Annotated in this window: 27 protein-coding genes, 3 tRNA genes and 1 pseudogene; 19 read left to right on the top strand and 12 right to left on the bottom strand. The window is 53.2% G+C overall.

What is annotated here, in order from left to right:
* Positions 1-18 precede the first annotated feature (18 nt).
* The 10 genes from fliJ (at position 19) to rcsA (ending at position 6,777) form a co-directional block, all read left to right on the top strand.
* Positions 19-462 (top strand): flagellar export protein FliJ, encoded by a 444-nt coding sequence (fliJ, locus tag GTGU_RS00325; protein WP_038153253.1) that lies wholly within the window; start codon positions 19-21, stop codon positions 460-462.
* Entirely contained in the window at positions 459-1,694 is a 1,236-nt protein-coding gene (gene fliK / locus GTGU_RS00320; protein ID WP_038153250.1) for a flagellar hook length control protein FliK, read from the top strand. Before fliJ ends, fliK begins: the two co-directional genes overlap by 4 nt.
* A gap of 100 nt (positions 1,695-1,794) precedes the next feature.
* A complete protein-coding gene (gene fliL / locus GTGU_RS00315) occupies positions 1,795-2,262 on the top strand; it encodes a flagellar basal body-associated protein FliL (protein ID WP_038153246.1) in 468 nt (155 codons plus the stop codon).
* 4 nt (positions 2,263-2,266) lie between these two features.
* Positions 2,267-3,271 (top strand): flagellar motor switch protein FliM, encoded by a 1,005-nt coding sequence (gene fliM, locus GTGU_RS00310; RefSeq protein ID WP_038153243.1) that lies wholly within the window; start codon positions 2,267-2,269, stop codon positions 3,269-3,271.
* Positions 3,268-3,681, top strand: coding sequence for a flagellar motor switch protein FliN (gene fliN / locus GTGU_RS00305; protein WP_038153241.1), 414 nt, complete (start codon positions 3,268-3,270; stop codon positions 3,679-3,681). The genes fliM and fliN overlap by 4 nt, the downstream gene beginning before the upstream one ends.
* A 1-nt stretch (position 3,682) precedes the next feature.
* Positions 3,683-4,060 carry a flagellar biosynthetic protein FliO gene (fliO, locus tag GTGU_RS00300; RefSeq protein WP_038153238.1) on the top strand — a complete coding sequence of 126 codons (378 nt, stop codon included), beginning with the start codon at positions 3,683-3,685 and terminating at the stop codon, positions 4,058-4,060.
* Complete coding sequence (gene fliP, locus GTGU_RS00295) at positions 4,060-4,797, top strand: flagellar type III secretion system pore protein FliP (RefSeq protein ID WP_038153235.1); 738 nt, start codon at positions 4,060-4,062, stop codon at positions 4,795-4,797. Before fliO ends, fliP begins: the two co-directional genes overlap by 1 nt.
* Positions 4,798-4,808: 11 nt before the next feature.
* A complete protein-coding gene (gene fliQ / locus GTGU_RS00290; RefSeq protein WP_038153233.1) occupies positions 4,809-5,078 on the top strand; it encodes a flagellar biosynthesis protein FliQ in 270 nt (89 codons plus the stop codon).
* 6 nt (positions 5,079-5,084) lie between these two features.
* The gene (gene fliR / locus GTGU_RS00285) at positions 5,085-5,879 is read left to right on the top strand and encodes a flagellar biosynthetic protein FliR (protein ID WP_038153231.1); all 795 of its coding nucleotides are present in this window, start codon (positions 5,085-5,087) and stop codon (positions 5,877-5,879) included.
* A gap of 274 nt (positions 5,880-6,153) precedes the next feature.
* Positions 6,154-6,777: a transcriptional regulator RcsA gene (gene rcsA / locus GTGU_RS00280; protein WP_038153230.1), complete on the top strand. Its 624-nt coding sequence runs from the start codon at positions 6,154-6,156 to the stop codon at positions 6,775-6,777.
* 50 nt (positions 6,778-6,827) lie between these two features.
* Here the strand turns inward: rcsA and dsrB are convergent, their stop codons facing one another.
* Positions 6,828-7,016, bottom strand: coding sequence for a protein DsrB (dsrB, locus tag GTGU_RS00275; protein ID WP_038153227.1), 189 nt, complete (start codon positions 7,014-7,016; stop codon positions 6,828-6,830).
* Between the two features lie 133 nt (positions 7,017-7,149).
* Here dsrB and yodD point away from each other — a divergent pair, with 133 nt between their 5' ends.
* Positions 7,150-7,377 (top strand): YodD family peroxide/acid resistance protein, encoded by a 228-nt coding sequence (yodD, locus tag GTGU_RS00270; RefSeq protein WP_038153224.1) that lies wholly within the window; start codon positions 7,150-7,152, stop codon positions 7,375-7,377.
* 310 nt (positions 7,378-7,687) lie between these two features.
* Here yodD and dgcQ read toward each other — a convergent pair.
* The 3 genes and pseudogenes from dgcQ to GTGU_RS00255 all read right to left on the bottom strand — a co-directional run bounded on the left by dgcQ (position 7,688) and on the right by GTGU_RS00255 (position 10,636).
* Positions 7,688-9,348, bottom strand: a pseudogene (gene dgcQ, locus GTGU_RS00265) (cellulose biosynthesis regulator diguanylate cyclase DgcQ).
* Between the two features lie 119 nt (positions 9,349-9,467).
* Entirely contained in the window at positions 9,468-9,647 is a 180-nt protein-coding gene (locus tag GTGU_RS00260) for a YodC family protein (protein WP_038153222.1), read from the bottom strand.
* 77 nt (positions 9,648-9,724) lie between these two features.
* Positions 9,725-10,636, bottom strand: a complete 912-nt coding sequence (locus tag GTGU_RS00255; RefSeq protein WP_038153219.1) for a DUF808 family protein — start codon at positions 10,634-10,636, stop codon at positions 9,725-9,727.
* 177 nt (positions 10,637-10,813) lie between these two features.
* On the opposite strand from GTGU_RS00255, the gene yedA reads away from it, so the two are divergent.
* Positions 10,814-11,725, top strand: a complete 912-nt coding sequence (gene yedA / locus GTGU_RS00250; RefSeq protein ID WP_038153215.1) for a drug/metabolite exporter YedA — start codon at positions 10,814-10,816, stop codon at positions 11,723-11,725.
* Here yedA and GTGU_RS00245 read toward each other — a convergent pair.
* The 3 genes from GTGU_RS00245 to drpB all read right to left on the bottom strand — a co-directional run bounded on the left by GTGU_RS00245 (position 11,700) and on the right by drpB (position 13,960).
* Positions 11,700-12,179 carry a very short patch repair endonuclease gene (locus GTGU_RS00245; RefSeq protein ID WP_038153213.1) on the bottom strand — a complete coding sequence of 160 codons (480 nt, stop codon included), beginning with the start codon at positions 12,177-12,179 and terminating at the stop codon, positions 11,700-11,702. The genes yedA and GTGU_RS00245 overlap by 26 nt on opposite strands.
* Positions 12,160-13,593, bottom strand: coding sequence for a DNA cytosine methyltransferase (locus tag GTGU_RS00240; protein ID WP_038153210.1), 1,434 nt, complete (start codon positions 13,591-13,593; stop codon positions 12,160-12,162). The genes GTGU_RS00245 and GTGU_RS00240 overlap by 20 nt, the downstream gene beginning before the upstream one ends.
* Before the next feature lie 97 nt (positions 13,594-13,690).
* Positions 13,691-13,960 carry a cell division protein DrpB gene (drpB, locus tag GTGU_RS00235; protein WP_038153208.1) on the bottom strand — a complete coding sequence of 90 codons (270 nt, stop codon included), beginning with the start codon at positions 13,958-13,960 and terminating at the stop codon, positions 13,691-13,693.
* Between the two features lie 619 nt (positions 13,961-14,579).
* Between drpB and ompC the strand changes: the two genes are divergently transcribed.
* The 4 genes from ompC (at position 14,580) to GTGU_RS00215 (ending at position 18,607) form a co-directional block, all read left to right on the top strand.
* Positions 14,580-15,752 (top strand): porin OmpC, encoded by a 1,173-nt coding sequence (gene ompC, locus GTGU_RS00230; RefSeq protein ID WP_038153206.1) that lies wholly within the window; start codon positions 14,580-14,582, stop codon positions 15,750-15,752.
* 145 nt (positions 15,753-15,897) lie between these two features.
* Complete coding sequence (locus tag GTGU_RS00225; protein WP_051857254.1) at positions 15,898-16,905, top strand: ABC transporter substrate-binding protein; 1,008 nt, start codon at positions 15,898-15,900, stop codon at positions 16,903-16,905.
* A gap of 21 nt (positions 16,906-16,926) precedes the next feature.
* Entirely contained in the window at positions 16,927-17,769 is an 843-nt protein-coding gene (locus GTGU_RS00220) for an ABC transporter ATP-binding protein (RefSeq protein WP_038153204.1), read from the top strand.
* A complete protein-coding gene (locus GTGU_RS00215) occupies positions 17,741-18,607 on the top strand; it encodes an ABC transporter permease (RefSeq protein WP_038153202.1) in 867 nt (288 codons plus the stop codon). Before GTGU_RS00220 ends, GTGU_RS00215 begins: the two co-directional genes overlap by 29 nt.
* An 89-nt stretch (positions 18,608-18,696) precedes the next feature.
* Here the strand turns inward: GTGU_RS00215 and katG are convergent, their stop codons facing one another.
* The gene (gene katG, locus GTGU_RS00210) at positions 18,697-20,877 is read right to left on the bottom strand and encodes a catalase/peroxidase HPI (RefSeq protein ID WP_038153200.1); all 2,181 of its coding nucleotides are present in this window, start codon (positions 20,875-20,877) and stop codon (positions 18,697-18,699) included.
* 356 nt (positions 20,878-21,233) lie between these two features.
* Positions 21,234-21,323, bottom strand: a tRNA-Ser gene (locus GTGU_RS00205).
* Positions 21,324-21,415: 92 nt separating this feature from the next.
* Here GTGU_RS00205 and mtfA point away from each other — a divergent pair.
* Together mtfA and GTGU_RS00195 are read left to right on the top strand one after the other, a co-directional pair.
* Entirely contained in the window at positions 21,416-22,213 is a 798-nt protein-coding gene (gene mtfA / locus GTGU_RS00200; RefSeq protein WP_038153198.1) for a DgsA anti-repressor MtfA, read from the top strand.
* 100 nt (positions 22,214-22,313) lie between these two features.
* A tRNA-Asn gene (locus GTGU_RS00195) sits at positions 22,314-22,389 on the top strand.
* Positions 22,390-22,431: 42 nt separating this feature from the next.
* Here GTGU_RS00195 and cbl read toward each other — a convergent pair.
* A complete protein-coding gene (gene cbl, locus GTGU_RS00190; RefSeq protein ID WP_038153195.1) occupies positions 22,432-23,382 on the bottom strand; it encodes an HTH-type transcriptional regulator Cbl in 951 nt (316 codons plus the stop codon).
* 101 nt (positions 23,383-23,483) lie between these two features.
* On the bottom strand, positions 23,484-24,401 hold the full coding sequence (gene nac, locus GTGU_RS00185; RefSeq protein ID WP_038153194.1) for a nitrogen assimilation transcriptional regulator NAC: 918 nt from the start codon (positions 24,399-24,401) through the stop codon (positions 23,484-23,486).
* A gap of 325 nt (positions 24,402-24,726) precedes the next feature.
* On the opposite strand from nac, the gene GTGU_RS00180 reads away from it, so the two are divergent.
* Positions 24,727-24,802 (top strand) — tRNA-Asn (locus GTGU_RS00180).
* A gap of 37 nt (positions 24,803-24,839) precedes the next feature.
* On the opposite strand, the gene GTGU_RS24125 is transcribed toward GTGU_RS00180, so the two are convergent.
* On the bottom strand, positions 24,840-24,969 hold a 130-nt coding region (locus GTGU_RS24125), incomplete at its 5' end, for a helix-turn-helix domain-containing protein (RefSeq protein ID WP_156963967.1).

Raw genomic sequence — 24,969 nt, 5'->3', positions numbered from 1 at the left:
AGCAGGAGGACAGCAGTTATGGCGGAACATGGTGCATTAACGACGCTAAAAGAGCTGGCCGAAAAGGATGTCGAAAATGCGGCGCAACGCCTGGGTGAGATGCGACGCGGCTGCCAGCAGGCAGAAGAGCAACTGAAAATGCTGATGGATTATCAGTTGGAATATCAGCACAACCTCGCCGGGGATATGACCCGCGGGATGGGCAGTCTGCGCTGGCAAAACTACCAGCAGTTTATCGATACGCTGGAAAAAGCCATCGACCAGCACCGGCAACAACTGGTGCAGTGGACGCAGAAAGTGGATCAGGCGCTGAACTTCTGGCGCGAGAAAAAACAGCGTCTGCAGGCATGGCAGACGTTACAGGACAGACAGGCCGCCGCCGCACAGATGGCGGAAAACCGTCTCGATCAGAAAAAAATGGACGAATTCGCTCAACGCGCAACCTTAAGGAAACCCGAATGATTACGTTGCCGAAACTTATCCTTAGCGATACCGATACCGCCGCGGGTCAAACGGCGAAACTTTCTGGTGATGCGCAGGATTTTCTCTCACTGCTGGCGGGTGCGCTCAGCGGTAAAGGCACTGGCGAAGGCAAAACCGCGCTAACGCTGGCTGATCTGCAAAATGTCGCCGCCGGGTTGCCGAAGGGCGATATCAAAACCAGCGCGCAAAAACTGAGCCAGCTGTTAAATCAACAGGACGACGCGGCGGCGTTGACTGACCCGAATACGCTGTCAGACGCCCAGGCGCTGCTGACCTCCCTCACCTCGCGTCTGGCGGGTGTCGATGCGTCACAGGCTGTCGCCCAGGTGAGCAACGGCAAAGATGCCCTGAAAAATCCGGCTGACACCTCCCAACTCAGCGACGATGAACTGGCAAGCCTCAGCGCGCTGATGGCAATGCTGCCGCAGCCGCAAACTGTGACGGCGCCGCGCACTGTGGCAACGAATGCCGCCGCGACGACTGGCGCGTCAGTGCCAGGGCTGGCAACAGCGACTGCCGCCCGTACAGGCGCTGATAATGCGCTGCCGGGGATAACGACGCAAAGCCATACGAAAGAACCGGCGCAAGCCGCGAAAGGCGCTGAAAATGCCGCCTTTGCGCAGACCACGCCTCTCGCCGCCAGCGCCGCCGTGCATGCCGAGGCAGACAGTACTCCCACCGCATCCGCCTCTACTACGCCACTGGCGCCGGTGATGAGCCACACCACCGCCCAGCCCGCGGCACTGCCGTCTGCCGCCGCGGCGACGGTAAACGCCCCGCTTGGCAGCCCGGACTGGCAGCAATCGGTGAGCCAGCACATTACGATGTTTACCCGTCAGGGTCAGCAGACCGCTGAACTGCGTCTGCACCCGGAAGAGCTGGGCCAGGTGCATATCACCCTCAGGATGGACGATAACCAGGCGCAGTTACAGATGGTCTCGCCGCACAGCCACGTTCGTGCGGCACTGGAAGCCGCGTTACCGGTTCTGCGCACACAACTGGCTGACAATGGTATTCAACTGGGGCAAAGCAGCATCAGCAGTGAAAGCTCAAGCGGACAACAGCAACAGCAGTCCTTCGCACAGCAACAGCACGCGTCGGGTTCTTCCGGCAATGGCAGACTGCAGGCGGAAAACGATGAGGCCGTACTGGTGCCCGCCAGTCTGCAATCCCTCTCACGGGGTAACGGCGCTGTCGACATCTTCGCCTAACGCCAGAGGTAGCGTGATTATTCCCGTCTTTTCCGCGCTTTGACCGACGCGCGAGACGGGATAATCAACCGATAAGCTGTAAACAGGATGACCGTAACAGATGACAGACTCTGCTCTCAGTAAAAAACGTAAGCGCTCAATCTGGGTCCCGCTGCTGGTGCTGGTGACGCTCGCCGCCTGCGCTACCGCGGGCTATAGTTACTGGCGTATGCAGCAGCAACCTACCCCGGTAGCCGCTAATCAACCGCCGCCACCACCGGCGCCGGTGTTCTATGCTCTCGATACCTTTACGGTAAACCTGGGGGATGCTGACCGCGTTCTGTACGTCGGTATCACGCTGCGTCTTGGCGACGAAGCGACCCGCTTACGCCTTAGCGAATATTTGCCAGAAGTACGCAGCCGTCTGTTGCTGCTCTTCTCACGCCAGAATGCCAATGAACTTGCCACCGACGTCGGCAAGCAGAAGCTGGTCGAGGCGATTAAGAGCACGCTGTCTCAGCCGCTGGTTGCGGGTCAACCCAAGCAGGAAGTGACTGACGTTCTGTACACAGCATTCATTCTGCGGTAATCACATGGGCGATAGCATTCTTTCTCAGGCCGAAATCGACGCACTGCTCAACGGCGACAGCGATCAATCCGATGAGCCGCAGGCGGGCCATCTGGGCGATACCGATATTCGTCCTTACGATCCGAATACCCAGCGTCGCGTGGTGCGCGAGCGCCTGCAGGCGCTGGAGATTATTAACGAGCGTTTTGCCCGTCAGTTCCGTATGGGGTTGTTCAACCTGCTGCGCCGTAGCCCGGATATTACCGTTGGGGCCATTCGTATTCAGCCTTATCACGAGTTTGCCCGTAACCTGCCGGTGCCGACGAACCTGAACCTGATCCACCTGAAGCCGCTGCGCGGCACCGGGTTGTTTGTATTTTCACCGAGTCTGGTATTCATCGCCGTTGATAACCTGTTTGGTGGCGACGGACGTTTCCCGACGAAAGTGGAAGGCCGCGAATTTACCCATACTGAACAGCGGGTCATCAACCGCATGCTGAAACTGGCGCTGGAGGCTTACAGTGATGCATGGAAAGCCATCAACCCGCTGGACGTTGAGTATGTACGTTCCGAAATGCAGGTGAAATTTACCAATATCACCACCTCGCCGAACGACATCGTGGTCAATACGCCGTTCCATGTTGAAATCGGCAACCTGACCGGGGAGTTCAACATCTGCCTGCCGTTCAGCATGATCGAGCCGCTGCGTGAAGTGCTGGTCAACCCGCCGTTGGAAAACTCCCGCAGCGAGGACCAGAACTGGCGCGAGAATCTGGTGCGCCAGGTACAGCATTCGGAACTGGAACTGGTCGCCAATTTTGCCGATATCTCCATGCGGTTATCGCAAATTCTGAAGCTCCAACCCGGCGACGTGCTGCCCATTGATAAGCCCGATCGCATTATTGCCCATGTCGACGGTGTACCGGTGTTGACCAGCCAGTATGGCACGCTCAACGGTCAATACGCGCTACGCGTAGAGCATTTGATAAACCCGATACTGAATTCGCTGAATGAGGAACAGCCCAAATGAGTGATATTAATAACCCGTCCGACGAAAACAGCGGCGATGTGGACGATCTGTGGGCTGAGGCGTTAAACGAGCAGAAAACCACGACGGGGAAAAGCGCCGCTGATGCGGTATTCCAGCAACTGGGCGGCGGCGATGCCAGCGGCACATTGCAGGATATCGATTTGATCATGGATATCCCGGTGAAATTAACCGTGGAGCTGGGCCGCACCCGAATGACCATTAAAGAGCTGCTGCGCCTGACGCAGGGCTCTGTGGTATCGCTGGATGGTCTGGCGGGGGAACCGCTGGATATTCTGATTAACGGCTACCTGATTGCCCAGGGCGAAGTGGTCGTCGTCGCCGACAAATATGGCGTGCGTATCACCGACATCATTACGCCGTCCGAGCGGATGCGCCGTCTGAGCCGTTAAGATGAAAACCCAGGCGACCATTACTCAGCCAACCGTTGACAGCACGTCGCCGCTGATGCAGGTCAGCGGCGCTTTGTTGGGCGTTATTCTGCTGATCCTCGCGGCCGCCTGGCTGGTGAAACGCGTCGGTTTCGGCGGTATTAAGCCGACGGGGTCACGTAGCCTGAAAGTCAGCGCCAGCACCGCCCTGGGCCCGCGCGAACGGGTCGTGATTGTCAATGTGGATGATGCCCGCCTGGTGCTAGGCGTGACCGCAAGCCAGGTCACCCTGCTGCATACGCTGCCCCCCGCACCAGCCGAAAATGAAGAACAGAAAGCGGCTGCACCCGATTTCTCCTCGATGATGAAGAACATAATGAAGCGTTCCGGGAGATCCTGATGCGCCGTGTATTTCGCTTTTCACTGATGGCGCTGTGGTTGTTATCCCCGGCCGCCTTCGCTCAGTTACCGGGTCTTGTCAGCCAGCCGTTACCGAATGGCGGTCAGAGCTGGTCGCTGCCGGTTCAGACGCTGGTGTTCATCACCTCGCTGACCTTTATTCCGGCCATTCTGCTGATGATGACCAGTTTTACGCGCATCATCATCGTCTTCGGTTTGCTACGAAACGCGCTCGGGACCCCCTCTGCGCCGCCAAATCAGGTATTGCTTGGACTGGCGCTGTTTCTCACCTTTTTCATTATGTCACCGGTAATCGACAAAATTTACGTCGACGCTTACCAGCCGTTCAGCGAAAACAAAATCTCTATGGAGCAGGCACTGGATAAAGGCGCACAACCGCTGCGCGAATTTATGCTGCGCCAGACCCGTGAAGCTGATCTGGCACTGTTCGCCCGCCTGTCCAATACCGCGCCATTGCAGGGGCCGGAAGCGGTGCCGATGCGCATTTTGCTGCCTGCGTACGTCACCAGCGAATTGAAAACCGCCTTTCAGATTGGCTTCACTATTTTCATTCCATTCCTGATTATCGACCTGGTGATCGCCAGTGTGTTGATGGCGCTCGGGATGATGATGGTGCCACCTGCCACTATCGCCCTGCCCTTTAAGCTCATGCTCTTCGTGCTGGTCGACGGCTGGCAGTTGCTGATCGGTTCTCTGGCGCAGAGTTTTTACAGTTAAGGAGCCCGACAATGACACCCGAATCGGTCATGATGATGGGCACGGAAGCGATGAAAATAGCGCTCACGCTGGGGGCGCCATTGTTACTGGTGGCGCTTATCACCGGTCTGTTGATCAGTATTTTGCAGGCCGCCACGCAGATTAACGAAATGACGCTGTCGTTCATTCCGAAAATCATCGCTGTATTTATCGCCATTATCGTCGCCGGTCCGTGGATGCTGAACCTGCTGATTGACTATGTGCGTACGCTTTTCAGCAACCTGCCCTACATCATTGGGTAACCCATCATGTTGCAGGTGAGCAGCGATCAGTGGCTTCACTGGCTGAGTCTCTATTTCTGGCCAATGCTGCGCGTGCTGGCGCTGATCTCTACCGCCCCCATCCTCAGTGAAAGAGCGGTTCCCAAACGGGTGAAACTGGGGCTGGGTTTTATCATTACGTTTATTATCGCCCCAACACTCCCGCCGACTGACGTCACCCTCTTTTCCCCCAACGCGCTGTGGCTCGCGTTGCAACAGGTGATGATCGGCGTGGCGCTCGGGTTCACCATGCAGTTTGCTTTTGCCGCTGTGCGTTATGCGGGGGAAGTGATCGGTCTGCAGATGGGTCTGTCGTTTGCCACGTTCGTCGACCCTGGCAGCAACCTGAATATGCCGGTGCTGGCGCGCATCGTCGATATGCTCGCCATGCTGCTGTTTCTGGTGTTTAACGGTCACCTGTGGTTACTGTCGTTGCTGGTGGATACTTTCCATACGTTGCCCATCGGCGGCGAGCCTATCAACAGCAATGCGTTTATGGCACTTTCCCGGGCCGGTGGGCTTATCTTCCTCAACGGTCTGATGCTGGCGCTGCCGATCATTACGCTGCTGCTCACCATTAACTTTGCATTAGGCATGCTTAACCGAATGGCGCCTCAGCTTTCGGTGTTCGTGATAGGCTTTCCAATTACGCTTACCGTTGGGATTTTGTTGATGTCGGCACTGATGCCATTGATTGCTCCTTTCTGCGAACACTTATTTAGTGAGATTTTTGACCTACTTGCGGATATTATCAGTGAGTTGCCGAAAATAAATTCCCCCTGACAGTTGTATTGTTACTCTAAGGAAATTCTTAAAATAAAACATTAAAAACATCTTCCAGGATATATCTGGTGCGGCTTATTTGTTTTTAAGCAGTTCACAGAACATAACATTTACTTTACTTTGAGAAGATTCCTGGCAAATTATAAGACACTTTACGGGATAGTTGAGGTCGCCTGTTTGCCTTCGCCTGCTCTTTTAAACTTTAAATTCAGGCTGTTTGGCAGTGGTAAAGGTGATGGGTTAATTATCGTTACACATTGAGTGAGGGTATGCCATGTCAACGATTATTATGGATCTATGCAGTTACACCCGGCTGGGATTGACCGGGTACCTGGCAAGTCGGGGGGTGAAAAAGCGTGATATCTGCGATGTCGACAGCGTCGACTTACTCGCCAAAGTCTGTGACGCACGTCAGCCGTCTGTCGTGTTCATTAATGAAGATTGCTTCATCCATGACCCGGGAAGCAGTCAGCTGATCAAGCAGATCATTAATCAACATCCCAGGACACTGTTCATTGTATTCATGGCAATAGCGAATATTCACTTCGATGAGTATTTACTGGTCCGGAAAAATTTGCTTATTAGTTCTAAATCAATAAAACCGGAATCATTGGATGATATTTTAGGCGATCTGCTGAAAACAGAAGAAGATAGCGTCACGCATATTAATCTGCCGACATTATCATTAAGCCGTACTGAATCCAGCATGTTAAAAATGTGGATGTCCGGACAGGGAACCATCCAGATTTCAGATCAAATGAATATTAAAGCTAAAACTGTATCATCACATAAAGGTAATATTAAAAAGAAAATAAAAACGCATAATAAGCAGGTTATCTATCATGTTGTTCGACTGACCGACAACGTAACTTCTGGTATCTATGTCAATATGCGTTGATTCTGACAAACTGGCGGCAGGCGCCGCCGTTTGTCAGAGACCTCAATACCCTACTCAACCTTCTCAACAAAAATGCCGTCCGGGTGACCGAGTTCATTAAAGAACCAGATGCCTAACGGATAATCTTCCAGTGATACCAGATACATCGTCCCTTCGCTGAACGTTTCAATTGCCAGTACTACGCCTGGACGTCGCGGACCGCCATCCGTCTTCACCGTAACCCGGTCATTCACCTTCATACTGATCATCTCCTGATTGCTTTTGTGCAGTGTAGAACAAATCAGAATGGCTGGCAGCGCCCGTGTGCGCGAGTGATGATTTTATCGGCGTCTATACTTACGGGGGTAGCCGCAAGAGTCGGGAGGTAAGTTAATGAAAACCGCCAAAGAGTACAGTGACACCGCCAAACGCGAGGTTAACGTTGACGTTGATGCCTTGCTGGCGGCCATTAATGAGATCAGTGAAAGCGAAGTGCATCGTTGTGCCGATGACCCGCACCACGTCAGCGTTGACGGGCGCGAGTACCACACCTGGCGTGAGCTGGCCGAAGCCTTTGAGCTCGATGTGCATGATTTCAGCGTGTCAGAGGTTAATCGATAGTTACGGCTGAAAAAAATCCCGACGCCAGTGTGGGTCGGGATGAAAACTTGCGACTGCAAGAAGCACTTGAAAATTCGTTACACCAGGAAATCTGATGCGTTGAAAACATTATCCGCAATTATTTTGCGAGACAAGGATTATTCTTAAGGGAAATATTTGAAATTGCCTAATTTTCCATCAGAAACTACTGCAATCCCGCACGCAGACTGGTATTAAAGGGATCGGTTCCAGGCGGATTATTTCTCCTTGTTGCGGGTTTTTAGGATTATTCTTAGGCCATAAAGCAAATCAGGCTAAAAAAGGTGGTCGTTCAGAACGAACCCGTGTCCGTGGCGCAGACCCGGTTACGACCGCCCTGTTTCGCCAGATATAAACGGCTGTCAGCAACAGACTGCAACAGTTCAAAATCGTACTGCCCGTTTTCGTCGCTGCTGCTGACCCCCAGAGAGGCGCTGATACGCATCGTCGTTCCTTTCCCCACCAGAATTTCACGGACGTTGATACGATGACGGATGCGCTCGGCAATCTCCAGCGCTGTTTCCCTCGAGGCACCAGGCAGCACGACGCAGAACTCTTCGCCACCAACACGCCCGGCGATATCGGTATCGCGAATTTTACTACTAATAAGACTGGCGGCATGCGAAAGCACCCGATCACCCGCCTGGTGACCGTATTCGTCGTTGATGCGTTTAAAATGGTCGAGATCAATCTGAATGACCGAAACCGGTTGTTGCTTCATCCTGCACTCCTGAACCGCGTCCAGCGCCCGCTCAAACAACGCACCGCGGTTATAGAGCCGGGTCAGTGCATCATACCAGGCTCGCCATTGCAGCGACTCCTGTAGCCCTGCCATGTTGGCGACCATCCGGCGGATCACCCACCAGGCAATCAGTTGCATGATGGTAAACAGCATCCACACCAGCGCCAGGGCGATGGTGATGGTGCCGAAGTCGCCGCGTACCCCCTCGTGCAATCGATGGATCCGCAGCAGGACGCCGTCAAAATTACGCAGCTTTTCCCAACTGATATAACTGGTTACCAGCCGCAAACCACCACGGTTATCGTAGCCGAAATCATTCGCCAGTTGCGCCTCTTCCCGAATCGTAAGGCGCAGCGGATAGTCATTTGCCCCCGCCGATGTCGCAATCAGATTCATGCGACTGTCGTAGAGTTGATACTCCCCCTCTTTTTCCCCTTCCACCGCGCTCATCAAAAACGCCTTCATCTCGCTGACGGAAAAATCCATCGCCAGCACGCCAAACCAGTAGCGATCTACGTCAACAGGCACAGAAGCGGTGACCAGTTGGGCTTCTGTCGCGACGCTGTCAGTCTCCTGGATCGTCGTCCAGCGAATGCCCCGCGCCGGATTGTTGCGCTGCGACTGCATAGCAAACCACGGGCTGGTCACCAGTCCGTAATAGGTGGAAATGACGGTATGTAGGTTCTGATTCGGATCACTGGAGAGATAAAAGCCCCCAGCGATACATACAGCATGCGCTCCGCCAGACGCTGTGTGCTGTGCGACAGTCGCAGCAGATAACCCAGCTCCAGCGTGGCCGTGATTTCATTTTCCAGCAATGTATTTTCTCGGGTGAGGATGGAGGTTTTGTTGACGAAGTCATCTGATACGCCGTATACCGGCAACGTGCGGCGCTTATCAAGCGTGATAGTCCATTCTGATGCCAGGCGTTTTTGCTCAAATTCACCCCGCGCGTTGTCGAGCACTTCGAACGCCAGAGGAGTTTTAATGGCCGCCTGCACGCCATTACGGAAAAAAAGCAAACGGTCAACGTTGAACTGAAGTTGCGCATCCATTTCATGCGCCACGTTTTCGAGGTTATTACGCTGGCTTGAGATATAGGCATCTTCAAGCACGACGATTTCACGCCAGGTCAGTAGCGTTGAGAAAAAGAGCACGATGATGAAACAAAAATTGACCACCCGTCCCGGATTTTTACGGCGGCTGAGCATTTTCAACCACGACGGCCTCTCCACGGAGGTTTCACTGTGCACACGAACCCCTGATTGTCCCGCCAGGACACAGTCAGATTAACCAGTAAAACGCCCGGCGAAATTGCCGGGCGTTGTTGTTACGCCTCTTCCCGACCCCGCCCGTCGCCGGGCATGAGTTCATCCTCACGGAAAGCTTCCCGCTTCACGCCGAAACCGTCATACCAGCGACACTCTACCATCCCACTGGAATAACCGGTCACGACCATACGCGGCCCGCCACTTTTAGGCTTAACTTCATCACTGACCAAAAAGACCATCATTGCCTCCTGTATCAGGGTGAAACTTTTTCACCTTAGACGAAGTTTGCCCGTTTTGCATAATGACAGACCGAACTTTACCCTTGTGACGGACGTAAACGACTCACGACATTCACCACTGCCAGCACCACCGCACCGACGATAAATCCCAGCACAAGGTTAAACAGTGTTGGCAGCAACCATTGCACCGCACTCGCCTGTTCGGCGGTGAAGTGTTCAATGGCGTGATGCAACGGCGCCAGCCCATGAACAATAATCCCGCCGCCAACTAAAAACATTGCCAGCGTTCCTACAATGGAAAGCGATTTCATTAGCCACGGCGCGATAAACAACAGGCTCTTGCCCAACGCCTGTGCCAGCACACTGGATTTTTCCGCCAGCCAGTAACCCATGTCATCCAGCTTAACGATGACGCCCACCAGCCCATATACGCCAATGGTCACCAGAATGGCGATCCCCGACAGGACCAGCACCTGATTGAGCAGCGGCGAATCGGCGACGATGCCGAGCGTAATCGCCACGATCTCCGCCGAAAGGATAAAATCGGTGCGGATCGCTCCTTTGATTTTATCGCGCTCGACTACGCGCATATCCTGATTCGCCAGCGCCTCAAGACGTTGCTGACGCGCCTGTTCATCATTCTGATGTTTGCGGGCATGTAGGGTGTGCACGACTTTCTCCACCCCTTCATAACAGAGAAACGCGCCGCCAATCATCAACAGCGGCGTGATTGCCCAGGGCAGAAAAGCGCTGATTAGCAACGCCAACGGCACCAGGATCACCTTGTTGACAAACGAGCCTTTGGCAACGCCCCAGACCACCGGCAACTCGCGGTTTGCCCGCACGCCAGAGACCTGCTGCGCATTGAGCGATAAATCATCCCCCAGCACGCCTGCCGTTTTCTTTGCCGCCAGTTTGCCCATCACGGAGATGTCATCCAGCAGCGTCGCAATATCATCCAGAAGTGTTAAAAGACTTGAACCCGCCAAAATCGTATTCCTTTGTTTTTTGGTATGTACGGATAAAGTATGAAGTAAAATTTCGCACCTGCATATAGACCCGACTGTCAACAAAATTAATACATTGTTGTGACAACTAAAGCGCTCGCCAGCCAGGTCGTTTTGACGTTTACTATAAGCCACCTTTCTATTTTGCCGTGAGGAAGTATGCGCGTCCGACAGTTACTGCCGCTCCTTGGAGCGCTTTTTGCGCTCTACATCATCTGGGGATCCACTTATTTTGCTATCAGTATCGGCGTGGAAAGCTGGCCGCCGTTCATGATGGCGGGCGTCCGCTTTCTCTGTGCCGGGGTTTTACTTCTGGGTTTTCTGTTGGCGACCGGGCATAAACTTCCGGCGCGCCGTCCGTTGCTGAACGCTGCACTGATTGGCGTGTTGCTGCTGGCGGTAGGTAATGGTTTTGTGACAGTGGCTGAGCATCAGCACGTGCCGTCAGGGATCGCCGCGGTGATGGTAGCCACCGTGCCATTGTTCACCCTCTGTTTTAGCCGTTTTTTCGGCATTGCCACCCGCAAGCTGGAATGGCTGGGTATTGCCATTGGTCTCGCAGGAATTGTCCTGCTTAACAGCGGCGGGAACCTGAGCGGCAACCCGTGGGGCGCCATTCTCATCCTGATCGGTTCCGTTAGTTGGGCGTTTGGCTCGGTATACGGTTCACGCATTGAACTGCCGGTGGGAATGATGGCGGGCGCGATTGAGATGCTGGCGGCAGGAATAGTGCTGATGTGCGCCTCGCTCCTGACCGGCGAGAAACTGACTGCCATGCCGTCGCTGTCCGGCTTTCTTGCAGTGGGTTATCTGTCGCTGTTCGGCTCTGTCATTGCCATTAATGCGTATATGTACTTGATCCGCAACGTCTCTCCGGCGATTGCCACCAGCTATGCGTACGTGAATCCGGTGGTGGCCGTACTGCTTGGAACAGGCTTTGGCGGAGAGCATCTTTCAGAGATTGAATGGCTGGCACTGGCGGTGATTATTTTCGCGGTGGTGCTGGTGACGCTGGGTAAATATCTGTTGCCGGGTCGCCCGGAAGTTACCCCCTGCGAAGTGAAGAAGTAATGCCCTGAGTGTCGATCTGCGCGGCGGTGTTGCCGCCGCAGATCCACTCCTCAAGCCGTGCGGTTAAGGCCTCATCGCTGAGTTTCATCCGCCCCCGCAGCGCGCATTCCCACACCACCAGTACCCGCCAGCCTTGCTCAATCAATAGCGTCATGTCTCGCTCGTCACGAGTCACGTTTTTACCGATTTTCTCCAGCCAGAACTCGGTACGCGTAGCAGGCACTTTAAATAAGTAGCAGTCGTGGTGATGCCAGAAACAGCCGTGAGTGAAAATGACGCACTGATAGTCAGCGACCACAAAATCAGGGCGCCCCGGCAGCGTTGCATCCTGTACGGTATATGTAAATCCGGCAGATTCCAGCAGCAATGCAAGCCGTTTTTCGATAGCCGTATCCCGCGTACCGATGGCGCGCATGTTCTTGCTGCGGGTGGCTTTATCGTGAACGTCCGCCACGTTTTGCCTCTTTTTCCCGCATGGCTGCGGCCAGTAAAATGCGCGACTCCAGCATTTTCGCTACCGCTGCAAAAGCAGGGACCACCACCGAGTTGCCGAACTGCCGGTAAGCCTGAGTGTCCGACACCGGAATGCGGAAGTGATATCCCTGCGGTGATTCGAAGCCCATCAGACGGGCGCATTCGCGCGGTGTCAGACGACGCGGACGACGCTGCTGGTTTTGTGGATCGTCAAAATGCTGTTCGCCTAGCGGCTTGTCCCAGCCACGATCAACCAGTATCTCTGCGCCATCTTTGTAGTAACGGGCAGACAATGTTCGCGCTACGCTATGGGGATTGGTGGGGTCAACCAAACCGAAACCAAAGCCATTACCACGTGCCTGGTGCTTTTTCGCATAGCGATAGAGGTATTTCCACAACACTGGCGTCAGAATGAATTTGGCGTCGACCGTTGGCTCCAGCAGTTCACCAAAAGTCGGACGGCGTGACGGGTAAAAAGCGGGGATATCGCGCAGAGTGAAACCCTGCTGCAGATTCAGGTCACGGCGGAAACCCACCAGCACGATACGCTCCCGGTGCTGTGGCAAGAAATGTTGCCCGTCGATAATCTTCGGATCGTCCGGCCCCATCTCGTCGGCATCGGCAACGTCATAACCCAGTTCGTCGAGTGTCTGCATGATGATACGGAACGTTTTGCCTTTGTCATGGCTCTTCAGGTTCTTGACGTTTTCCAGCACGAAAATTGCCGGTCGGCGGGCGCCAATAATGCGCACCACATCGAAAAATAATGTTCCCTGCGTATCGCAGGCGAACCCGTGGGCGCGCCCGAGGGCGTTTTTCTTCGACACCCCCGCCAGTGAAAACGGCTGACAGGGAAAACCGGCCAGCAACACATCATGTTCAGGGATGACAGCCCGAATATGCTCTGCGGCGGCAGTATCAGTGACGTCCGGGTGATGGCTGAGGGTAACGTCGCGGATATCCTCATTAAACTGATGCTGGTCAGGATCGCAGTACCAGTTCGCTTTGTAGGTGCGAACCGCGTGTTTGTTCCACTCACTGGTGAATATGCACTGCCCGCCAATGGCTTCAAAACCGTTACGAATACCGCCGATGCCAGCGAAGAGATCGATAAACCGGAACGCATAATGCGGATGGTTTTGCGGTGGTCTGGGTAGCAATGCGGAAAGCCGTGCGCATTCAGCTTCACTCAGCCGTTTGTCCGCGCGCGCCATTTCAACCACGCGTTTAAGGATTGCGGGGCTCCAGTGCTGCTCCCCCACCGCATTCAGCTGCGCAACGAGCGTTTTGACATCATAGATGCTCAGCAACCGGGTCAGGAGCGCGTTGGGATCCACCACATTCACTTCAGCGGAGGGTGACGTCGGGATATTAAACGAAATGTTTTCCTGCATGGGCGTAACCGGACAAGACAAAGTTGGACAGAGAGTATCACAAAAATGCGTTGCCGGATTACCTCCTGCGCGGCTGCCCGCCGCGCGGGGCGTGAGGTCACTCTTCGATCTGTTGCGGGCGGGTAACCCAGGCGATATAGCCGAGCACAACGCCGACAACGCTCAGCACCAGAAACCCCAGCAGCGCCCCCACCCATTTCCCGATGGTCGATCCCAGTTCGCCATCAAGCGTCGCGCCTGGAAAGGCTTGCACCTGGCTTATCACCCAGAAATAGCGCGCCATCGCCCAGACAAAATAGCCGCAGAAAGCATAGAAGACCCATAATGCCAGTTTGCCACCAGGGCCGCGTTTTACTCTATCTTCCATACCCGGTTCTCACCTCCTGTCCTGTAGATGGTCTTTTATCGTATTTAACGTCCGCAAATGTGACTGTTGTCACAGTATAGCCGGTAATTCTGCAGGTGATAGTATTTTGCCCGTGGCTTTTACCAACGGTAAGAGTGCCAGACATCATCTCTGCCTTTCATTTATTATTTTAGCGTATTTATTCACGTTATTTATAACCCAACAAAATAATTAAATTATCCGGTTACAGACTTTTATTTTTACATATTTAATGTCATTATTTCTTCGTTATTAGCCTTAGTTGTTTTACACTGCCCTCGTTATAACTTCCTGATTAATACTTTACCCAACCTCACCGTTGGGTATTTTTTTTGCCCGATCGCAATGCATAATAAAAATCAATTATTCACACACATTCATAATTTTGATAAATTCATTAAAAATCAACCATATAAATAAATTCACTATTATTCATTCAGTATATTTATATCACTCAAATCAGAAACATTTTGCAATATTAGAAATAATTTAATTACATTTTTCTTTTAAATTAAACTGAACTATATGGCTAGTATTTCTCCTGTAATTCATGACGGCATTACAAATATTCACGTCAATTATAATCTGAAGGGAATATATAATGAAAAGAAAAGTTCTGGCAATAATTGTGCCTGCTTTATTACTGGCTGGCGCTGCAAATGCGGCTGAAATGTATAATAAAGACGGCAATAAAGTTGATCTGTACGGCAAAGTAGATGCGCGCCATACGTTTTCCGATAACCCGGGTGACGACGGTGACGAAACCTACGTACAGATCGGCTTTAAAGGCGAAACCCAGATTACCGACCAGCTGACCGGCTATGGTCAGTGGGAATACAAAACTTACGCTAACGACACCGAAGGCAGCGGTGACACCTCTTTTAACCGTCTGGCGTTCGCGGGCCTGAAGTTCGGCAATTACGGCTCTTTTGATTATGGCCGTAACTATGGCGCGGTGTACGACATTGAAAGCTGGACCGATATGCTGCCAGTGTTCGGTGGCGACTCCTACACCTGGACTGACAACTTCATGGTTGGCCGTGCCAACGGTGTGGCGACCTACCGCAACGCAGATTTCTTCGGTCTGGTCGATGGCCTGAACTTCGCGCTGCAGTACCAGGGCAATAACGAAGGTTCCAACGCTAACGAAGATCAGGAAGGCACCAAAAACCGTAAAGATGATAAAGACATTCGCTTCCAGAACGGTGACGGCTACGCGATGTCCACCACTTACAACTTTGATTTTGGTCTGAGCCTGGGTGCGGCATACTCCGCTTCTGACCGTACCAATGATCAGGTTGCTTATGGTGCGGGCAGTGGTAACCGTTACGTCAAATACGCGGGTGGCGAAAACGCGGAAGTGTGGACGTTTGGCGCGAAGTATGACGCGAATGATGTCTATCTGGCGATGATGTATGCTGAAACCCGCAATATGACACCGTACGGTGATAACGGTATTGCCAACAAAACGCAGAACTTCGAAGCGGTTGCGCAGTATCAGTTCGACTTCGGTCTGCGTCCGTCACTGGCGTGGGTTTACTCGAAAGGGAAAGACCTCGGCGGTAACGACTACAACACCAGCAATGGTTACGACTATGTAGACCAGGATCTGGTGAACTACGTTGAAGTGGGTGCGTACTACAACTTCAACAAAAACTTCACCGCGTACGTTGATTACAAAATCAACCTGCTGGATGAAGACGATGACTTCTATTCCGACAACGGCATCTCCACTGATGACGTCGTTGGCGTAGGCATGGTTTATCAGTTCTGATGTTAAAAACCGGGGAAGGCTGCTTCCCCGGTTTTGTTTCCGCCTTATTCATTTTCCTGCTATTCATTACCATTTAAATTATTTCCTTTCCCCCTCGCCTGTGACCATGATTTTTGGCTGAGAAACATCTTTCTGGGGAACTGACATGAATAAAAGAAACAGGGTCCTGGCCTGGACTCTGGCATTTTCCACCCTCGGTGGCGTAAACCTTTCAGCATTTGCGGAAGGGAATATTAGTATCGCGCAGCAATTTGGCATCGGGTATTTAATTCTTGATGTGGTTCGCGACCAGCACCTTATCGAAATAGAGGGGAAAAAAGAGGGGCTGGATATCAAAGTTGAGTGGCGCACCATTTCCGGAGCAACCGGAATGAATGAAGCGCTGCTGTCTGGCGCTCTGGACGTCGCGTCAGCAGGCGTCCCGCCTTTATTGACCTTATGGGATCGCACCAAGGGTCAGCAAAATGTGAAAGCCATCGCCTCGCTTGGTTCGATGCCCAATTATTTATTGAGTAATAACCCGGCGGTAAAAAGTATTAAAGATCTGACCGAAAAAGACAGAATTGCCGTTCCGGCGGCCGGGGTCGGTTTTCAGTCCCGGACATTACAAATCGAGACAGCGAAATTATATGGCGACAAAGACTTCAAACGCTTCGATAACATTAGCGTCAGCTTACCGCACCCGGATGCCAGCGCAGCATTAATCGCCGGCGGTTCGGAAATTACCACCCATTTTTCCAGCCCGCCATTCCAGTATCAGGCCCTGGAACACAGTAATGTGCATAAAGTGCTCAGTTCCTATGATGTGCTGGGTGGACAGGCGACGTTTAATGTTCTCTACACCACGCAGAAATTCCATGATGAAAACCCGAAAACCTATAAGGCGTTTTATCGCGCCCTCAGCGAAGCCACAAATATCATAAACCGTGACAAAAATGCGGCGGCCGAAACGTATATCCGCGTCGAGAAATCACGACTGCCCTTACCGCTGGTACAAAAAATTGTCAACGATCCAGAAATCAGCTTTACGATTTCTCCTGAGCGTACCGGCGTATATGCGGAAAAACTCCATGAGCTTGGCGTACTGAAAAATAAAGCGAACTCCTGGAAGGATTATTTCTTTAACGAAGCATGGGAAAACCCAGGCAGTTAAACCGTAATACCGGAGGCTCAAATGGTCACTCAACAACCCGACGGCCCGCTGCTGCAGGTCAGTAATGTCGATATTGAATACCGTACCCGTGAACGGCAAGTGCGTGCCACGCATGATGTCAGTTTTGAGGTCTGGCCGGGTGACCGTTTTATCCTGCTTGGGCCGTCAGGCTGCGGGAAATCGAGCCTGTTAAAAGCCGCAGGCGGTTTTCTGACTCCACGCAGTGGTCAAATTTCACTGGCGGGTACGCCGGTTAATACTCCTGGTCCGGAGCGGATGATGGTATTCCAGGAGTTCGATCAATTGCCGCCGTGGAAAACGGTGCTGGAAAACGTCATGTTTCCGCTGCTGGCCAGCCGAAAGGCCAGTCGTTCACAAGCAAAAGAGACGGCGCTGCATTTCCTTCAGAAGGTTGGTCTGGCGGATTTTGCTGATGTCATGCCCCATATGCTCTCCGGTGGAATGAAGCAGCGTGTCGCCATCGCGCGTGCGCTGGCGATGAAACCGCGCATCCTGCTAATGGACGAACCCTTTGCAGCCCTGGATGCGCTGACCCGACGGACGATACAGGAGGAGCTGCTGGCACTCTGGGAAGAAGAGCGCTTTACCCTGTTGTTCGTCACTCACTCGATTGAAGAAGCACTGGTGGTAGGCAATCGTATCCTGGTGTTATCACCGCATCCAGGACGTGTCAGGGCAGAACTTAATTGCCATCAGTTCACACTGAATGACTTTGGCAGCGAAGCATTCCAGCACGCCGCTCGTCATATTCACCATCTGTTATTCCCGACGCCCGGGAATACCCCGTCTCATTCATCCGGTGAGGAGCCTGCGTATGTCCCGGTCACCGTACATTCGTCCTGAATTCGAACACGAATTACCGCCGTTGCGAAATCTGCCGGTGGAAACGCCGCTGCCCTTAAGTCAGCGCCTGTGGAATCAGACATGGCTGCGCAAGTGTCTGATAGTGTTCCTGGTACTGGTGTTATGGGAGATAGCCGCTCGGGTGCAGCAAAATGACCTGATGTTACCTGGCGTACTTCAGACGCTGCGGGCGTTCAGCGAAGACATGCGCAATGGCGAACTGCCTGAAAAAATCATCAATTCGCTCAGCACGCTATTGAAAGGATATCTCGCAGGAAGTGCACTGGCATTGATTGCCAGCGCTCTTGCCGTAACCACGCAGTTTGGTCGGGATTTGCTCAGTACTATAACCGCCATGCTGAATCCACTGCCAGCAATTGCCTTGTTACCACTGGCTCTGCTGTGGTTTGGGCTGGGGAACGCCAGCCTGATATTTGTGCTGATACATTCCGTGATGTGGCCAGTCGCGCTGAATACCTGGTCAGGCTTTAGCAGTGTGCCAGAAACGCTGCGTATGGCGGGGCGGAACTACGGCCTTAGCGGGCCTCGCTATGTCATCCTGATCCTTATTCCGGCATCTCTTCCCGCCATCCTTTCCGGTCTTAAGATCGGTTGGGCTTTCGCCTGGAGAACGCTGATCGCGGCGGAACTGGTATTTGGTGCATCCAGCGGCGAGGGTGGTCTGGGCTGGTATATATTCCAGAATCGCAATGAACTGTTCACTGACCGGGTATTTGCGGGATTATTAACCGTCATCGTGATCGGTCTGCTGGCAGAAGGCGTGGTATTCTCCAGTCTGGAAAAGGTGACGGTGAAGCGCTGGGGAATGCAGCGGTAATTCTGTCTCCTGTCCTGATAACGATATTATCAGGCACATAAAAACGGCTCTCTGTAAAGAGAGCCGTCATGCCATGCGGGAGTTACGAATTAAAGCAGATCGAATCGATCCAGGTTCATCACTTTCACCCAGGCCGCGACGAAATCTTTCACAAACTTCTCTCGCGCATCATTGCTGGCATACACTTCGGCCAGCGCACGCAGCACGGAGTTAGAACCAAATACCAGGTCTGCACGGGTTGCGGTGTACTTCACCTCCCCACTCTGACGATCGCGCCCTTCAAACAGCTCACCCGACTCGTCAGTCGCTTTCCACTCTGTACGCATGTCCAGCAAATTCACGAAGAAATCAGTGCTGAGAACGCCAGGCCGGTCGGTGAAGACGCCGTTCTTACTGCCATCAAAGTTTGTTCCCAGAACACGCATCCCACCGACCAGTACTGTCATTTCCGGCGCTGTCAGCGTCAACTGCTGTGCTTTATCGATCAGAAGTGATTCAGTGGTGGAAACATCCAGTCTTGCGCGATAGTTACGGAACCCATCAGCAATCGGCTCGAGCAGTTCAAACATCCCGATATCCGTCTGATCCTGACGGGCATCCACGCGACCCGGTGTAAACGGTACGCTGATGCTTACCCCCGCCGCACTGGCTGCCTGTTCAACGCCTACCACGCCCGCCAGTACGATGATATCGGCCAGAGAGGCTTTCCCCGTCGATTTCTGCAGATTTTCCAGAACGGGCAATGCACGTACAGCCGCGGCGTTAACGTCCCAGTCACGCTGTGGCGCTAATGCCAGACGCGCGCCGTTAGCCCCGCCACGTTTGTCGCCGCCACGGAACGTAGAGGCGGAAGCCCAGGCCACAGAAACCAGTTCGCTGACAGAGAGTCCGGAAGAGGCAATCGCCGCTTTCAGGTTAATGATATCTTCTTCGCCAGGCTGATATTCCGGCAGCGGTAAAGGATCCTGCCAGATGAGATCTTCTTTTGGTACTTCCGGACCAATGTAGCGTGATTTCGGCCCCATATCTCTGTGCGTCAGTTTGAACCAGGCACGGGCAAACGCTTCGTTAAATGCCTGCGGATCGTTCAGGAAGCGACGAGAAATTTTTTCGAATTCCGGGTCGAAACGCAGCGTCAGGTCGGTGACCAGCATCGTCGGTTTACGTTTTTTCGACGGGTCGAACGGATCAGGAATAATTTCTGGCGCATCCACGGCTTCAAACTGGATCGCACCTGCCGGACTACGCGTTTGCACCCACTCATATTTGAACAGGTTTTCAAAGAAGTAGTTGCTCCACTGGGTAGGCGTTTGCGACCATACCACTTCCAGCCCAGACGTAATGGCATCTGCGCCTGCACCACTGCCGAAGCTGCTGGCCCAGCCCAGGCCCTGAGCTTCAATAGGCGCGGCTTCCGGGTCCGGCCCGACATGAGACGCGGCTGCCATACCGTGCGTTTTACCAAGCGTATGTCCGCCGCCGATCAGGGCAACGGTCTCTTCGTCATTCATTCCCATGTTGCCGAAGGTGGCGCGAATTGCCGCCGCCGCAGAAAGCGGTTCGCCGCTGTGATCCGGCCCTTCCGGGTTCACGTAAATAAGTCCCATTTCAGTTGCGCCCAGCGGTGCTTTTGCCAGCGCTTCCGGATGACGGTGGGTCAACCAGGCTTTTTCATCACCCCAGTTAACATCCAGGTCAGGTTCCCAGACGTCTTCTCGTCCCGCACCAAAACCAAAGGTCCGGAAACCTGCATTTTCCAGCGCAACGTTACCCGCCAGAATAAACAGATCCGCCCACGAAATTTTTTGCCCATATTTTTGCTTAATTGGCCACAGTAAACGTCGCGCCTTATCCAGACTGACGTTATCCGGCCAGGAGTTTAGCGGCGCAAACCGCTGTTGACCGCGACCCGCGCCACCCCGGCCGTCAATAGAACGGTAGGTGCCTGCACCGTGCCAGGCCATACGAATGAAGAGACCGGCGTAGGTACCCCAGTCAGCAGGCCACCATGGTTGAGATTCGGTGAGAAGCGCTCTGAGATCACCTTTCAGCGCGGAATAATCTAACTTGCTAAATTCTTTACGGTAATCGAAGTCCTCACCGAGCGGATTCGAACGAGAGGAATGCTGATTTAATAAATCTACACGGAGTTGGTTAGGCCACCAGTCGCGACTGGCTGTCCCCGCGCCGGCACTCTGGTCATGCCCGCCTTGATGGAACGGACATTTCCCGGTAGAGAGGGTGTTATGGGTATCATCGGACGTGCTCATATCTAAGCTCCTTTTAGGGTGTTTGCGTTACGATATACACCAACCAAGATAAAATATAATTAAAACAGTCCATATATTTGATAGGCCATACCTTTTATATTTTTTGTTGTGGCGGCAGGACTTATCATTCGATGCAAAAGAAGAATAACAGGACAATATTGCACAATGTCTGACATAAAGTGGCAATTTACAATAATGCAGAAAGATGAAGATTAGCCTGACTCTGGACTAAAAAATGTGACGTTACCCCGTGCAGATCAGGGTAAAAAGGGTTAAGAATTCCCTCTTCGGATTTTCTCAGGTTTTCTCAATGAGATTTTTATCACTGAAACAAGGCGGGGTAAGTGCTTGAATAGTGGCGGAGAGAGGGGGATTTGAACCCCCGGTAGAGTTGCCCCTACTCCGGTTTTCGAGACCGGTCCGTTCAGCCGCTCCGGCATCTCTCCGTTTTATGGTTGCCATCATGCCAGGATCTTTGGCATTTTAACAGACCCGGTACCTCCAATTCTGTTCAAGTGACGAGTTTGCGAGCAAAACGATGATTAAGTGGCCCTGGAAAGCACATGACACGAGCCCCAATCCCCAGATCAACTGGGAGCAGGCGCTGGCTATTCCTGTTTTAGCGAACCTTTCGGATGATGAGCAGGCGAAGCTGGTTCATCTTGCCGACCGTTTTTTACAACAAAAGCGGCTGGTTGTTCTGCAAGGGCTGGAACTTACCGCGGAGCAACATGCCCGCATTGCACTACTGTTCTGCTTACCGGTACTGGAACTGGGTCTTGAATGGCTGGATGGTTTTCATGAAATCCTCATCTACCCCGCGCCATTCGTAGTGGATGACGAATGGGAAGACGACATCGGGCTGGTGCATAATCAGCGGGTCGTGCAGTCAGGGCAAAGCTGGCAACAGGGGCCGATAGTGCTGAACTGGCTTGATATTCAGGACTCCTTCGACGCCTCCGGTTTCAACTTAATCGTTCATGAAGTGGCACATAAGCTCGACACCCGTAACGGCGACCGCGCCAGCGGCGTGCCATTAATCCCGCTGCGTGAAGTGGCCGGGTGGGAACATGACCTGCACGCGGCGATGAACAACATTCAGGATGAAATTGACCTGGTAGGCGAAAGCGCCGCCAGCATTGATGCCTATGCAGCGAGTGATCCGGCGGAGTGTTTTGCCGTGCTGTCAGAATACTTTTTCAGTGCCCCCGAGTTCTTTGCTCCCCGCTTCCCGGCGCTGTGGCAGCGTTTTTGCCAGTTTTATCAGCAGGACCCGCTGGCACGTTTACGCGAGAATGGCGTCAGTATTGATGATAACTCACCGGTAGTTCACTAAAACAACAGCCTGCGCTAAATTCATCCAGTTGAATCAGCAGGTTAAATTTAGTGTTGACACAAAAAAGGGGAGCCATTAGTATTCGCCCCGTTCACACGATTCCTCTGTAGTTCAGTCGGTAGAACGGCGGACTGTTAATCCGTATGTCACTGGTTCGAGTCCAGTCAGAGGAGCCAGATTTCAAAAAAAGCCTGCTTTCGAGCAGGCTTTTTGCTTTTCTAGATCTGGTAATCGATAGCCACTTCTTCCGGCTCCATCGCCTGTTGCTTGATCTCCTCAAGCGACAGCCCGGCATTACATAATTCAATAAACCGCCAGACATAGTTACGTTGTAACTGACCGCGCTTTAACCCCAGCCAGACGGTGTTGGCATCGAAAAGATGGCGGGTTTCGAGCCTTGTGAGCGTATCAGACTCCTGATGATCACCCGACTGCTCCGCCACCAGCCCAATGCCCAGCCCTAATTCAACGTAGGTTTTGATAACGTCGGAATCCTGCGCGCTGAGCACTATGTCCGGCACCAGTCCACGGCGGTTAAAGGCTTCATCAATACGCGAGCGACCTGTGATCCCCTGACGGTAAGTGATTAACGGCCAGCGGGCGATATCGTCGAGCGTCAACGGCGAGACTTGCGTCAACGGATGGTTTTTCGGCACCAGCAGACTGTGATACCAGCGAAACCACGGGAACGCGGCGAGCGTCGGGTCATTGCTCAGCCGCTCGCTGGCAATGCCAATATCCGCCCCGCCGTTATGCAGCAGTGCATCGATTTCCTGCGGCGTCCCCTGAATCAACTCCAGGCGGACATCACTGTACAGTTCGCGGAACGCCTTGATCACCGGCGGCAAACTGTAACGCGCCTGGGTGTGCGTGGTCGCAATGGTCAGCACGCCTGTCGCGTCATTGGTGAACAGATCGGCGAGACGACGGACGTTGCTCGCCTCATTCAGAATACGTTCAGCAATGACCAGTAATGCTTTGCCGGGTTCCGTCATCCCCAACAGTCGCTTACCGCGGCGGATGAAAATCTCAATCCCCAGTTCTTCTTCCAGCTCGCGGATATGGCGGCTCACGCCGGACTGCGACGTGTAAAGCATGTTGGCGACTTCTGTCAGGTTGTAATCCTGCCGCGCTGCCTCGCGGATTATTTTAAGTTGCTGGAAATTCACCCTTCCCTCCGGGACCATCAGACATACTGCTATTGTTAGAGTCTGCGCTTCCGGCGAACAAATAATAAAAACCAGCATCTTATTCCTGTCAGGAATAACGCCTAGCTAACCAGCTGCAATTCCCGGTTTTCCAGGGTCGGGCGACTCACCAGCGACATCAGAATCTCTTTCACTGCCTGTGCCTGCGGCGACAGAGAACCTCGCGCCGATACGTTTAGCGACAGCGGCAAGCTCATTGATGGTGATGAGATGCGCGCCATCCAGCCGTTGGCGGCGCTGCACAACGAACTTGCTGCCGATTCAGGCAGTACCGTCACACCCATCCCGCTGGCTATAGCGGCGGTCAGCGTGGAGATGGAATCAATTTCGCCGACGACTTTTGCCGTCAGGCGGCGCAGCGAGAACGCCTCATCCACCCGTGCCCGCACCGCACTGTAGTCTCGCGGCAGGAAGAGATTCATTTCGGCCACCAGCGCCAGATCAACGCCCTGCCCCGGGCAATCGCGCGTACCGACAACGTAGAGTTCTTCTTTCAGCAACGGCTGGCTGTTGATCCCGGCGACTGGGGCGCGGTCATACAACACCGCCATATCCAGCTGACCGCTCAGAAGTTTGTCGTTCAGAATGGCGCCGCTATTTTCATGCAGATACACCAGTACGTTTGGCAGTTCATTACGTACTGTCTGCAATAACGGCATGGTTACAGATGACGCCGCCGTTCCCGGCGCGAGTCCGATAGAAACCTGGCCGCTCAGCGTCTGACCAACATGGCTGACCGCCATATGCGCCTGTTCACACTGGCGCAAAATCGTCCGTGCATGGGTGTAGAGAATTTTCCCGGCTTCGGTTGGCGTAACGCCCCGCTTGGTGCGAATCAGCAACTGCTGATCCAGTTCCCCTTCCAGAGTAGCCACCTGCTGACTCAGCGCGGGTTGCGCGATGTGCAGCACTTCTGCGGCCTGCGTCAGGCTACCGATGTCGACGATTTTCACGAAGTACTTCAGTCGTCTTAAATTCATATTGCCCCCTGTCCGGAATGCCATGCCCTTATGGGCGGTCTTTTAACTAGCCGGAAATATTGCAATATGCTTGCCAGCTTTTAATAACGTCCCGCCAGCGCCGATAAATAAGCGTTTCTGATGTATTTCGTTGTTTTTGCGCAACAGTCAGCAGAAGCCGCTATGCCCCATTAGAGGTAATTTTGCACCGTCGCGGTGCAGTACTGGTCAATAAACCAGCAATGCAGATGATATTGCTGAAATTGTCAGCAGTCAGTATCTGACAGGGCAACCGGCCTTTGACAAAGGCAAACAGCGCCGTTAATATGCGCCCCGTTCACACAATTCCTCTGTAGTTCAGTCGGTAGAACGGCGGACTGTTAATCCGTATGTCACTGGTTCGAGTCCAGTCAGAGGAGCCAGATTAAAAAAAGCCTGCTTTCGAGCAGGCTTTTTGCATTATGTGATGCCAAAACGCTGGCGATACTGACCCGGCGTAACGCCTGTGATTTTGCGAAAAATCTTGCGAAAGGCGGACGGGTCGGTATACCCCACTTCCCAGGCAATGTGATCGACAGAGCGTCCCGTC

This window comes from Trabulsiella guamensis ATCC 49490 (assembly GCF_000734965.1).
Taxonomy (GTDB): Bacteria; Pseudomonadota; Gammaproteobacteria; order Enterobacterales; family Enterobacteriaceae; genus Trabulsiella; species Trabulsiella guamensis.
Note: the sequence above shows the minus strand (reverse complement) of the source record. Positions and strands in the feature narration are given on the sequence as shown.